The organism is Streptomyces coeruleofuscus, assembly GCF_039532725.1.
Taxonomy (GTDB): Bacteria; Actinomycetota; Actinomycetes; order Streptomycetales; family Streptomycetaceae; genus Streptomyces; species Streptomyces coeruleofuscus.
The window spans coordinates 1,312,093-1,323,769 of sequence record NZ_BAAASE010000001.1 but is presented as its reverse complement, the minus strand read 5'-3'; the positions used below and the strand labels follow the sequence as shown (position 1 = coordinate 1,323,769).

Genomic DNA, 11,677 nt, shown 5'->3' with positions numbered 1-11,677 from the left:
CCCTACGTACTCGCCAGTAAGCCCGTCCTTCCACTCCTGGAGCCTCTGTGACCACCTGGGCCGGCCGCACCGCCGCCGAGATATCCGCCGCCGTACGCGAGAAGCGGGTCACCCCGCGCGAGGTGGCCGCCGAGCACCTCGCACGGATCGAGCGGCTCGACGGCCGTGTCGGGGCCTTCCGCACCGTGCGCGCCGAGGCGGCGCTGGCCGAGGCCGACGAGGTGGCCGCACGCGGCGACTTCGACCGTCTGCCCCTGGCCGGGGTGCCCGTGGCCGTCAAGGACAACCTCGCCGTGCGCGGCGAGTCCACCCGCGTCGGCTCGGCCGCCACACCGGACACTCCGGCCGCCGAGGACCATGTGACGGTGGCCCGGCTGCGGGCGGCGGGCGCGGTGGTCGTGGGCCTGACGAACGTGCCCGAGCTGTGTGTCTTCGGCACGACGGACGGCGTGCTGGGCACCACCCGCAACCCCTGGGACCCGACGCGGTCGGCGGGCGGTTCATCGGGCGGCAGCGCCGCCGCGGTCGCCGCCGGGATGGTGCCGATCGCCCTCGGCAACGACGGCATGGGCTCCCTGCGCATACCGGCCGCGAACTGCGGCCTCGTCACCATCAAGCCGGGACACGGAGTGGTCCCGACGGGTGCCGGGGACGGCGGCTGGTTCGGCCTGTCGGAGAACGGACCGCTCGCCACGACCGTCGAGGACGCCCGTCTGATGCTCTCGGTGCTCGCGGACGACGAGCCCGCCCTCCGCTCCGAGCCCGGCCCCCTCAGGGTCGCCGTGTCGCTGCGCAGCCCGGTCGCCGGCGTCACCATCAGCCGGCCGTACGCGGCGGCCGCGCGGGAGGCGGCCGGGGTGCTGATGAAGGCGGGCCACCAGGTCCGGCGCGCCGATCCGCCCTACCCGATGTCGCTCGCCACGACCTCACTGGCCCACTGGACGGCCGGCACCGCGGCGGACGCCCAGCACCTCGACCCACGTCTGCTGACCCGACGCACCCGGGTCCACGCGCGACTCGGCCGGCCCCTCATGGGCAGGGTGCGCTCCGGGGCGGCCCGGGAGCAACTGCGCCGGCGGCTGGAGCCGTTCTTCGGCGAGTACGACGTGCTGCTCACGCCCGCGCTCGCCCGCCGCTCCCCCAAGGCCACGCCCTGGCACGAGCGGGGCTGGCTGAGCAACGTCCTGGCCAACACCAACTACTCGCCGCTGACGCCCCCGTGGAACCTCACCGGCTGGCCCGCCATGTCGGTCCCCTGCGGAACCCTCCCCTCCGGCGCCCCGTGTGCCGTGCAGTTGGTGGGACGTCCCGGCACGGAGTACCAACTCCTGGAAGTGGCCCAGCAGTTGCAGGAACGTAATCCGTGGCGGCGTACGGCGCCGATGAACTAGAGTCGGCCGGGTGACTGCCGGGTCGGCCGTAGGCCATGCACGAGTGAGGCGCCCGGCCTCGGAGTGAGCGCGGCGGGGGTGACCCCGCCCGGGCCCGCCCGAGAGCCGGAGAGGGCACGAGCCCCGCCTCCCGTCTCCGTGTCCTCATCCCCTCGCGCCCGCTGCGGCGCTTCACCACGGATCCCGAGACCCGGAGACCCTTCAGACTCATGTCCCACGCACAGCACACACCCGAACTGCCGGCCACCGTCGCCCGCCTCGACCACACCGCCGTCTTCGCCTCGGACCGCCAACTGTCGGCGGAGTTCCTGGCGGCGGTCCTGGGCCTGGAGGTCGGCGCCCCCTTCGGGCCGTTCCTGCCCGTCGACCTGGGCAACGGCGTGACCCTCGACTACTACGAGAAGCGCGACGAGCCGATCCAAGGGCAGCACTACGCGTTCCTCGTGCCCGAGGAGCAGTTCGACACCATGATCGCCCGGCTGGAGGCGCTCGGGGTGACCTACTTCGCCGACCCGGGCCACACCGAGCCCGGCCGGGTCAACGACCTCTTCGGCGGCCGCGGCGCCTACTTCGCCGACCCGGACGGCCACAACATGGAGATCATGACGCGACCGTACGTCCGTCCCTGACGGCCGCCCGGGAGACCGTCCTGGCCACCACCCAGTGGTGCTTGCCGAGGCGCCGGATCCGTTCGAAGCCGTGGCTCTCGAACAGGGTCACCGTGCCGGTGTACAGGAACGACGCGGAGACCGACCGGCCCTCGGCGTCCTCGGGGTAACCCTCCACGGTGCCGCCGCCGAGGCGTGCGATCTCGTGGAGGGCGCCGTCGAGAGCGGCGGCGGCCACGCCCTTGCGGCGGTGGGCCCGATCGACGAAGAAGCAGGTGATCCGCCAGTCCGGAAGGACGTCGAGGTCCTTCTCGTAGGCACGCCGGTGTTTGATGCGGGGCAGTTCGGGCGTCGGCCCGAACTGGCACCACCCCACGCAGACCTGGCCGTAGTAGACGAGGGCGGCGTGCGCGCGGCCCTCGCGGACCCGGCTCTCCTTCTCGGCGCGGTTCTGTTCGGGCGTCTTGGTGCGGCTCAGGCCCTCGGGGTGGAAGGCCATGCACCAGCAGCCGCCCCACACGCCCTTGTGCCGCTCGACCAGACCGGCGAAGTCGGGCCAGCTCGCCGCCTCCAGGGGCCTCACCCGAAAGCCGGCCATGGCACCTCCGATGTGCTGATGCTCTAGAGCGCCCGGTGCATGATGTGCAGTCCCACGAGGCCGTGCCGGGGATGGTCGAACGCGTCGGGCACCGTACCGAGGACCGTGAAGCCGAGGGAGGTCCACAGCTTCACGGCCGGGTTGGTCTCGACGACGGCGTTGAACACCATGCCCCGGTATCCGGCGGCCCTGGCTTGGGTCAGGAGGTGTTCGGCGAGGGCCCGGCCGTAGCCCCGGCCGCCCTGGTCAGGGTCGACCATGAAACCGGCGTTGGCGATGCGGGCGGCGGGACCGCCGTAGTTGGGGGTGAGGTAGGCGGAGGCGACGACGCCGCCGCCGTCGTCCTCGACGACGTAGACGCGTTTCGCCGGATTCATCCAGAGGACCCGGGCCTCGTCCTCGGAGGTGCCCGGGTCCCATGCGTAGGTCTCACCCGCGGCGACGATGCGGTGCCAGAACGGCCAGATGCGCGGCCAGTCGTCAGCCGTTGCTTCCCTGATCAGCATGGACGCGAGTCTGGCACGCCCATGCTGACCGGCGAACGCGGAGGGTACGGCGCCCGTTCAGTCGACGCTGGGCAGGATGTGGGGCTCGGCGAGGTCCTCCTCGTAGCCCGCGAGGCGGATCGGGGCCGACCGGGCCCACACGTCGAGGCTGCCGAGCTCGTCGGACCGGCGGCCCTTGCGCTCGGTGCGTTCCTTGGGGCGTTGCTCGCGATTCGTCTTTTCCGGTGTCACCGCGCACTCCTTATGTGTCGGTCACCCTCGGGACGTGTGCGCCGGTCCTGCTCTACGCCTGACGCCCGCTCGGGTCTGATGCCAAATGCAGTTCGGACGCGGTGGCGCCGGTACTTCGCGGGAGCGCGGGCCGTGGTGTACCGGCTTGTCCCATGACGGACCGTGGGTGTGGGTCCCGTCCTGCTGTCCGTCCGCCCCAGATTAACCAAATGAGCGGCCCCCCGCTCGATGGGGCTGAAAACTAGCGGTAACGATCGCGCGTCATCCCGTGTTCAACTCGGGTTTACGCACCGATTTACCACGGAAAGGACGTTTCGCAGATCACTCGAACGGCTTAAGCCCGCACCGGCGGTTTCCAGACGGCGGCGCGGGCCCCATGCCGCCTCGGGGCTGTCGGCTGACGGACCGTCATGAGACGGTACGTCGATGACGTCACCGTCGTACGGCCTGGAGGGCAGGGCCGCCGTGGTCACCGGGGCCACACGCGGCATCGGACGCGCTGTCGCCGAAGCGCTCGCCTCAGCGGGCGCACTGGTGTGCGTCACCGCGCGCGACGCGGACGAAGTACGGCGGACCGCCCTGGAACTGGGCGGTATCGGGCTCGCGGGCAGCGTCGCCGACCCGGGTCATCCCCGGCGCCTGACGGAGCTGGCCCTTCGGGAGTTCGGCCGCCTCGACGTCCTGGTCAACAACGCGGCGACCAACCAGCCGTACGGACCGCTCATGGACGCGGCCCCGGAGGCCTGGCGCGAGGCCTTCACCGTCAATGTCGAGGCACCGCTGCGGCTGGTGCAGTGCGCGTGGCGGTCGTGGATGTCGGAACACGGCGGCACGGTGATCAACGTGTGCACGGAGGGCGCCGGCCATGTCGGCCCGAACGTGGGCGCGTACGGCACGAGCAAGGCCGCGCTGCTGCACCTGACTCAGCAGCTCGCGGGCGAGCTGGGCCCCCGGGTGCGGGTGAACTCCGTCTCCCCCGGCCTGGTCCGCACCGAGATGGCACGGTTCATGTGGGAGGCAGGCGAGGAACAGATCGCCGCGGGGCTGCCGCTCGGCCGGATCGGGGAGCCCGAGGACGTCGCACGGGCGGTGGTGTGGCTGGCGTCGGACGAGGCGGAGTGGGTGACAGGGGCAGACCTCGTGGTGGACGGCGGCACCCGGGCACGGGCAGCGCGCACCCCGGCCTCTTAGGGGCGCGGGGCTGTATCGACATGCGGCTTCGCCGCGTGGGCGCGCCCAGCCACACTCAATCCGCTGACACCGAACCGCGAACCTCTACCACTTCCCGGGCTCGTAGTCCTTCAGGAAGACCCCGTACAGATCCTCCCCCGCCTCACCCCGCACGATCGGGTCGTACACCCGGGCCGCCCCGTCGACCAGGTCCAGCGGTGCGTGGAACCCCGCCTCGGCCAGCCGCAGCTTGTCGTAGTGAGGCCGCTCGTCCGTGATCCACCCCGTGTCGACCGAGGTCATCAGGATCCCGTCGGTCTGGAACATCTCCTGCGCACTGGTCCGCGTCACCATGTTCATGGCGGCCTTGGCGGCGTTCGTGTTCGGGTGCCCCGCACCCTTGTAGCCGCGACCGAACACGCCCTCCATGGCCGAGACGTTCACGACGTACGCGCGTCCGCTCGCCGCCTTCTTCGCGGCCTCGGCCATGACCGGGCGCAGCCGGCTGATCAGGATGAACGGCGCCGTGTAGTTGCACAGCTGGGTCTCCAGCAGCTCCACCGGGGAGATCTGCTCGATCGTCTGCACCCAGGTGTTGCTGTCGACGACGTCGGGGACCAGCCCGCCCGCGTCGATCGCTGTGCCGTCGAGGTGCCGCTCGACGCTGGCGTTGCCCGCGACCAGGGCGAGGTCGGCGACCTGCTGGGCGTCGAGGCCGCTGGTGCCCAGGGGCAGCGCGGCCAGGCCGTCGACCGCGCCGGAGTTGAAGGCGCCGATGACGTGGTGGGCGGGGAGCTCACCGGCGGGCAGCGGGGCGCTCTCGCCCTCGACCAGCGCCGCGTAGGCGGAGGGCAGCCGGCGTACGGTCTGGGTCGCGTTGTTGACGAGGATGTCGAGCGGGCCCGCCTCGGCGACCTGCTCCGCGAGGGCCACGGCCTGGGCCGGGTCGCGCAGGTCGATGCCGACGACCTCCAGGCGGTGGATCCAGTCCGCGGAGTCGTCCATCGCCTTGAAGCGGCGGATGGCGTCCTTCGGGAAACGCGTGGTGATCGTGGTGTGCGCGCCGTCGCGCAGCAGCCTCAGCGCGATGTACATGCCGATCTTGGCCCGGCCGCCGGTGAGCAGGGCGCGCTTGCCGCTGAGGTCGGCCCGGACGTCGCGCTTCTCGCGGTTCACGCGGGCGCAGTCGGGACAGAGCTGGTGGTAGAAGTAGTCGACTTCCACGTACCGGGTCTTGCACGTGTAGCAGGAGCGCGGGCGCTGGAGTATCCCGGCGATCCGGCCCTCCTCGGTGCGCGAGGAGGGCAGCAGGCCCTCGGTCTCGTCGTCGATGCGCTGGGCGGAGCCGGTCGCCGTGGCCTCCGTGACCGCCTTGTCGTGGGCGGTCTTGGCGGCCCGGCGCTCCTGGCGGCGGCGCTGCTTGACCGTGCGGTAGACGCCCGCGGTGGCCCGGCGCACGGCGACGGCGTCCGGGTGGTCGACCTCCAGCTTGTCGAGTTCCTCGAGCACGCTGAGGCAGACGGCCAGCCGCTCCGGGTCGATGCCGGGTCCGTACGAGAACCCGCTCGCCTCGTCCATGGCCTGCGGGCCGTCCTCTGTCACCGTCATCGCCGCTGTCGTTCCCTGCTCTGCTGTGGCGGCGCGCCGGTCGCGCCCGCTTTCGAAGGACGAATTTTACGTCAGCGGCGGGCCACACCGCCAAACCCGCCCGGTTCAGGACCGGCAGGCGGTGATCAGAGTGCGCACCTCCTCCGTGACGGCCGCGGCGAGCCGGTCGAGGTCCGGGACGGCTTCGCCGTCGGCGACGAGCCCGTAGTGGACGCTCCCGCGGTAGGTCGAGACCGCCACCGCCACCGAGTGGCCGGGGGCCAGCGGGGCGAGGGGGAACACGGCGGTGAGCGGGTTGCCGCCGAGCTTCAGGCCGAGACTGGGCAGGGGCACGCTGGTGACCAGGATGTCGAACCAGAGCCGGGCCGCCTGGCCGACCAGGGGTCCGCCCAGCCGGTGGGCCAGGGCCGGGACGTGGTCGGCGAGCAGGGCGACGGCGCCCGCGCCCCGGTTGGGGCCGGCGTCCTTGTTGCGGTCCATGGCGGTGCGGACCGAGGCGAGGCGGGCCAGCGGGTCCGGGTCGTCCACCGGAAGCCGTATCAGGTAACCGGAGAGCCGGTTGCCCTGCGGGTACGCGGTGCGCGGGCGGCGCTTGGAGACGGGGATCAGGGCGCGGGGCGCGACGTCCTCGCTGCCGTCGCCGCGCTCGTCGAGCCAGCGGCGCAGCGCGCCCGCGACGACCGCGATCAGGACGTCGTTGACGGTGCCGCCGACGGTCTTGCGGACGCGGTGCACGTCGTCGAGGTCGAGCAGCACTCCGGCGGTGCGGCGGGTGCCGCTCGGCTCGCAGGTGAGCGCGGGGGTGGAACGCACGTCGAGGGAGGAGAGGGCGACGGATGCGCCGATGTCCAGGGCCCGGCCCACGTCGGACAGGGCGCCGCGCACCCTCCCGGGCAGCTCGCGGACGTCCGGCAGCAGGCCGCGCGGGGGCTCGGCGGGGCGGGGCCGGGGTGCGGGCATGTCCATCGGGTCCATGACGCCCGCGGCGAGGGTCAGCGCCCGCAGGCCGTCGGCCAGGGCGTGGTGGAACTTGAACAGCACCGCGAAGGAGATCCCGTCCTCGCCGGGCAGCACATGGGCCTCCCACGGCGGCCGGCCACGCTCCAGCGGACGTCCCATGAGCCGGCCCGCGACCGTGTGGAAGTCGGCGGTCGGGGCGTGCAGCCGCACATGGTTGAGGGCATCGAAGTCCGGGGCGGGTTCGCGGGCGGCGCCGCCGAAGGCGAGGGGCCGGCGCAGCGCGGCGGGCAGCGGCTGCCACACGTTGCGGATCCGCATCCGCAGTCCGGGCACGCCGGCGGCGCGGGCCGCGAGCAGGTCGGCCGCGTGGGCGCCGGCGGCGGGCGAGTGTGCCGAGAAGATCCCGAGCGCACCGAGGTGCATCGGGTTGTCCGCGGACTCGATGTTCCAGAACGCCAGGTCGAGAGGAGCGAGCAGGTCAGCAGTCAAGGGCTTGCCTCGCGTCGACGACGGGTGGGCCAGCAGTCAATCGCCCCCAGCCGATTACGGTCAAGTACGATCAGGCTACGTACAGTTAACAGCAGATTAAGTCCCGCCCCGATGAAAGGGGCGGGACTTATGGTGCATGTGAGGTCAGTCCAGCACGGGACGCGGCGCCGGGCACCCCGTGGGAGTCACCCGGGAGGCGTCACGGATCAGCGCCTGGTGGGCTGTCCTCAGCCGGGCCGTGTCCGGTTTCAGCACGGCCCGGTCGTACGTCAGGAAGCCGTTCAGCTCGCCCTCGACGTCCGCGATCTGGGTGTAGACGGCCCCGTTGCCGCCCCGGCAGACCAGCGCCCGGACCTCGTCCAGCTTCGCCAGGTAGTCGTCCGTGTAGGTGGCCGGGTCCACGTCGACGTACGACTGCTGCACCGACCAGGCGTGGCCGGGCACCGCGAGACCGAGGCCGCCGTACTCGCCGCTGACCAGGGCGCGCTCGCCGTCGGGGCGGGGCGGCAGGGCCGGGCTCGGGTAGCCGTGCTCGTCCATGATGTCGCCGGTGCCGCCGTCGGCGCCGAGGTTCAGCCCGGACTGGCCGTTGACGAGGCGGGTGGGGTCCCAGGCCTTGGCCTGCTGGGCGATCCGGCCGACGTCGTACTGGCCCCAGCCCTCGTTGAAGGTCACCCACATGACGACCGACGGGCTGCTGACGTGTTCGTCGATCATCTCCTTCAGCTCGCGCTCGTAGCGAGCGCGGGAGGCGGGGCTCGGGTTCACCCCGGCCGTCATGGCGGGAATGTCCTGCCACACCAGCAGTCCGAGCCGGTCGGCCCAATAGAACCAGCGGTCCGGTTCGACCTTGATGTGCTTGCGGACCGAGTTGAAGCCGAGCCGCTTGTGCGCCTTCAGGTCGTGGGCGAGGGCCTCGTCGGTGGGCGCGGTGTGCAGGCCGTCGGGCCAGAAGCCCTGGTCGAGGGTGGCCATCATGAAGACGGGCTCGCCGTTGAGGACCGTGCGCGGGACGCCGTCGACCTTCTCGACGGTGATGGAGCGCATGCCGAAGTAGCTGCCGACCCGGTCGGCGCCGACCTTCACCTTCAGGCCGTAGAGGAACGGGTCGTCGGGGGACCACAGGTGCGGGTCGTGCACGGTCAGCGTCAGCGGGCTGCCGGTGCGGCCGCTCGCCGTGGCCACCTCGCGCCGGCCGTCGTACGCCGTCGCCGTGATCGGCACGCCGTCCCGGACGCCCCGGACCTCGACGGTCACCTTCTCGCCGGTCACGTCGGGGATGAGCTTCAGGGAGTCCACGTGGTCGCGGGCCACCGGCTCCATCCAGACCGTCTGCCAGATGCCGGAGGACGGGGTGTACCAGATGCCGCTGGGGTCCAGGCGCTGTTTGCCGAGCGGCGGGTTCTCGCCGGAGGCCGCGTCGGTGGGGTCGTAGACGCCGACGATCAGCTCCTGGGTGCGGCCGGGCTTCAGCGCGTCGGTGATGTCGGCGCTGAACTTGTCGTAGCCGCCCTCGTGCTCGGCGACCTCGGTGCCGTTGACGTACACCTCGGAGCGCCAGTCGACGGCGCCGAAGTTGAGCTTGAGCCGTTTGCCGGAGCCGATCCGCCAGTCTGCGGGGACGGTGAAGGTGCGGCGGTACCACATGCGGTCCTCGTGCCGTTCGATGCCGGAGAGCTGGGACTCCACCGGGTACGGGACGAGGATGCGCTCCTTGAGGGTCCTGCCCACGGGCGGCTGCTCGCCCGGCTCGGCGGCGGCGAACTGCCAGCGGCCGTTGAGGTTGCGCCAGGCGTCCCGGGTCAGCTGCGGGCGCGGGTACTCCGGGAGGGCGTTGCCGGGTCCGACCTCGTCGGCCCAGCGGGTGCGCAGCTGGTACGTCGAGCGGTTGGGGCCGCTGCTCCAGAACTCCTTGACAACGTTGCCGTCGGTGTCGGCGAGGCCGCCCCGGCCGTCGTAGCGGACGTCGGCCGTGCCGCGGGCCGTGCCGGTCTTGTTGCCGACGACCGGTTCGTCGAGGGTGACCAGGAGGGACGTGGGGTCGGACGGGTCCGGCCGTGCCGCGCCCAGGGGCCATTCGGCGCCGCCGATCAGCGCGCGCAGGTGGTCGGTGAAGCCGGGCGGGGGTGCGGCGAGGGGCTGGGCGAAGTCGAGCTTCAGGGTGCGGCCGGTGGACTGGACCGTGGCCGCGAGGGCTCCGTCGTAGTCGAAGCCGTCGGGGAGGCGGAAGGCCGACTGCGGGACGGGCTCCTTGCCGCCGCCGGGCTGCGTCCAGCGGAGGTGGAGGTTGGAGCCGCCGTAGTGCTCGAAGTACTCGACCTTGATGTCGTAGGGCGTGCCTGCGGTCAGGTCGACGGGCTGCGCGGTCTGTTCGCGGTCCCAGTCGTCGACCCAGTGGTCGACGGCGAGCTGCCCGTCGATCCAGAGGCGGAAGCCGTTGTCGCCGATGATCGAGAAGGTGTGGGGTCCGGTCTTCTCCGGGACGAGCTTGCCGGTCCAGCGGACGCTGACGTCGTCGGACTGTCCGGTGGTGAAGGTCAGGCGCGGCTCCAGGTTGTCGAAATCGAGGTCCTGGTCGAACGTGGTCGCCTTCAGGGTGTGGAAGTCGAAGGCGCCGGGGGCGGAGTGCGTGTAGTACTCGCCCTTGAGGCCGTGGATCCCGGCCGGGTCGTCCGCGAGGGCGGGTGCCGCGGTCAGGCCGGTGAGGGCGAGGAGCGCGGCGAGAAGTAACGCGAGTCGGGTTCTGAGGCGTCTGGTACGCACGGAACCTCCATAACAACGTTGTCATGGACAGGAGTTCGCATGACAACACGGATTCCGTTCTTCGTCCAGAGGCAGGACAAAGTCCCCCGGCCGCTCCTCGTCAGGTGACCAGCTGCCCCTTCCCGAGGGCGATGACGCCGCCCTTGGAGACCGTGTACAGCTCCGCGTCGCGCTCCGGGTTGACGCCGATCGTCGCGCCCGGCGGCACCTCGACGTTCTTGTCGAGCACGGCGCCGCGCACCACCGCGCCCCGGCCGATGTGCACGTTGTCGTGCAGCACGGACCCCTGCACGACGGCCCCCGGGTCGACCACCACACCCGGCGACAGCACGGACCGCGTGACCTGGCCGCGGATCAGGCAGCCGGCGCTGATGATGGACTCGCTGGCGATGCCACCGGCGTTGAAGCGGGCCGGCGAGAGCTGGTACGAGTGGGTGTAGATGGGCCAGCTGCGGTTGAACAGGTTGAAGGCCGGGCGCTCGGCGATCAGGTCCATGTGCGCCTCGTAGTAGGCGTCCAGCGTGCCGACGTCCCGCCAGTAGCCCTGGTCGCGGGTGGTCTCGCCGGGCACGTGGTTGGCGCTGAAGTCGTACAGCGCGGCCTCGCCCCGGTCGGTGAGCTGGGGCAGGATCGAGCCGCCCATGTCGTGCACGGAACGCTCGTCCTCGGCGTCCCGCTGGAGCGCCTCGATGAGGGCCTTCGTGGTGAAGATGTAGTTGCCCATGGAGGCGAAGACCATCTCGGGGTCGTCGGCCAGGCCGGGCGGGTCCGTCGGCTTCTCCAGGAAGCGCTCCACCGTCTGGCCGTCCGAGCCCGGCGTGATCACGCCGAACGCCGAGGACTCGGTGCGCGGCACCCGGATCCCGGCCACCGTGACGCCCGCTCCGCTGTCGATGTGCTGGGTGAGCATCTGGCGGGGGTCCATGCGGTAGACGTGGTCGGCGCCGAAGACGGCGACGTACTCGGGGCGCTCGTCGTAGATCAGGTTCAGCGACTGGAGGATCGCGTCGGCGCTGCCCAGGTACCAGCGGGGGCCGAGGCGCTGCTGGGCGGGCACCGGGGTGACGTAGTTGCCGAGCAGGCTGGACATCCGCCAGGTGGTGGTGATGTGCCGGTCCAGCGAGTGCGACTTGTACTGCGTCAGGACGCAGATGCGCAGCACGTCGGCGTTCACGAGGTTGGACAGGACGAAGTCGACCAGGCGGTACGTACCGCCGAAGGTCACCGCGGGTTTCGCCCGGTCCGCGGTCAGGGGCATCAGACGCTTGCCCTCTCCGCCCGCCAGCACGATTCCCAGGACCGAAGGACCACCACGACGCATGGCCGCTCCCCTCACGCAGATTTCCCGATGCC

General features: G+C 71.7%; 10 protein-coding genes. 3 read left to right on the top strand and 7 right to left on the bottom strand.

Annotation, left to right across the window (positions count from 1 at the left end):
- Positions 1-47 precede the first annotated feature (47 nt).
- Positions 48-1,391: an amidase family protein gene (locus ABFX81_RS05740; RefSeq protein WP_086851411.1), complete on the top strand. Its 1,344-nt coding sequence runs from the start codon at positions 48-50 to the stop codon at positions 1,389-1,391.
- Positions 1,392-1,600: 209 nt separating this feature from the next.
- Entirely contained in the window at positions 1,601-2,020 is a 420-nt protein-coding gene (locus tag ABFX81_RS05735) for a VOC family protein (RefSeq protein WP_086855221.1), read from the top strand.
- Here the strand turns inward: ABFX81_RS05735 and ABFX81_RS05730 are convergent.
- From ABFX81_RS05730 to ABFX81_RS05720, 3 genes are read right to left on the bottom strand one after another with little or no spacing between them, the layout of a single operon-like run.
- Entirely contained in the window at positions 1,992-2,597 is a 606-nt protein-coding gene (locus ABFX81_RS05730; protein WP_086855222.1) for a GNAT family N-acetyltransferase, read from the bottom strand. The two genes, ABFX81_RS05735 and ABFX81_RS05730, sit on opposite strands and share 29 nt — an antisense overlap.
- A 23-nt stretch (positions 2,598-2,620) precedes the next feature.
- Complete coding sequence (locus tag ABFX81_RS05725) at positions 2,621-3,103, bottom strand: GNAT family N-acetyltransferase (protein WP_086855223.1); 483 nt, start codon at positions 3,101-3,103, stop codon at positions 2,621-2,623.
- 57 nt (positions 3,104-3,160) lie between these two features.
- On the bottom strand, positions 3,161-3,334 hold the full coding sequence (locus ABFX81_RS05720) for a hypothetical protein (RefSeq protein WP_010037330.1): 174 nt from the start codon (positions 3,332-3,334) through the stop codon (positions 3,161-3,163).
- Positions 3,335-3,760: 426 nt separating this feature from the next.
- Here ABFX81_RS05720 and ABFX81_RS05715 point away from each other — a divergent pair, with 426 nt between their 5' ends.
- The gene (locus ABFX81_RS05715; protein WP_346137697.1) at positions 3,761-4,525 is read left to right on the top strand and encodes an SDR family oxidoreductase; all 765 of its coding nucleotides are present in this window, start codon (positions 3,761-3,763) and stop codon (positions 4,523-4,525) included.
- A gap of 84 nt (positions 4,526-4,609) precedes the next feature.
- On the opposite strand, the gene ABFX81_RS05710 is transcribed toward ABFX81_RS05715, so the two are convergent.
- The 4 genes from ABFX81_RS05710 to glgC form a co-directional block, all read right to left on the bottom strand.
- The gene (locus ABFX81_RS05710; protein WP_086852873.1) at positions 4,610-6,112 is read right to left on the bottom strand and encodes an SDR family NAD(P)-dependent oxidoreductase; all 1,503 of its coding nucleotides are present in this window, start codon (positions 6,110-6,112) and stop codon (positions 4,610-4,612) included.
- Positions 6,113-6,217: 105 nt separating this feature from the next.
- Positions 6,218-7,561, bottom strand: coding sequence for a wax ester/triacylglycerol synthase family O-acyltransferase (locus ABFX81_RS05705; protein WP_346137696.1), 1,344 nt, complete (start codon positions 7,559-7,561; stop codon positions 6,218-6,220).
- A 144-nt stretch (positions 7,562-7,705) separates the two neighbouring features.
- Positions 7,706-10,324 (bottom strand): PA14 domain-containing protein, encoded by a 2,619-nt coding sequence (locus ABFX81_RS05700; RefSeq protein WP_346137695.1) that lies wholly within the window; start codon positions 10,322-10,324, stop codon positions 7,706-7,708.
- Positions 10,325-10,424: 100 nt separating this feature from the next.
- Entirely contained in the window at positions 10,425-11,645 is a 1,221-nt protein-coding gene (gene glgC / locus ABFX81_RS05695) for a glucose-1-phosphate adenylyltransferase (RefSeq protein ID WP_086600816.1), read from the bottom strand.
- Positions 11,646-11,677 lie beyond the last annotated feature (32 nt).

Bases quoted from the DNA above. Each gene is read 5' to 3' on its own strand.
- ABFX81_RS05710 (WP_086852873.1), bottom strand. From the start codon at position 6,112: ATGACGGTGACAGAGGACGGCCCGCAGGCCATGGACGAGGCGAGCGGG.
- ABFX81_RS05715 (WP_346137697.1), top strand. From the start codon at position 3,761: ATGACGTCACCGTCGTACGGCCTGGAGGGCAGGGCCGCCGTGGTCACC.
- ABFX81_RS05725 (WP_086855223.1), bottom strand. From the start codon at position 3,103: ATGCTGATCAGGGAAGCAACGGCTGACGACTGGCCGCGCATCTGGCCG.
- ABFX81_RS05730 (WP_086855222.1), bottom strand. From the start codon at position 2,597: ATGGCCGGCTTTCGGGTGAGGCCCCTGGAGGCGGCGAGCTGGCCCGAC.
- ABFX81_RS05735 (WP_086855221.1), top strand. From the start codon at position 1,601: ATGTCCCACGCACAGCACACACCCGAACTGCCGGCCACCGTCGCCCGC.
- glgC (WP_086600816.1), bottom strand. From the start codon at position 11,645: ATGCGTCGTGGTGGTCCTTCGGTCCTGGGAATCGTGCTGGCGGGCGGA.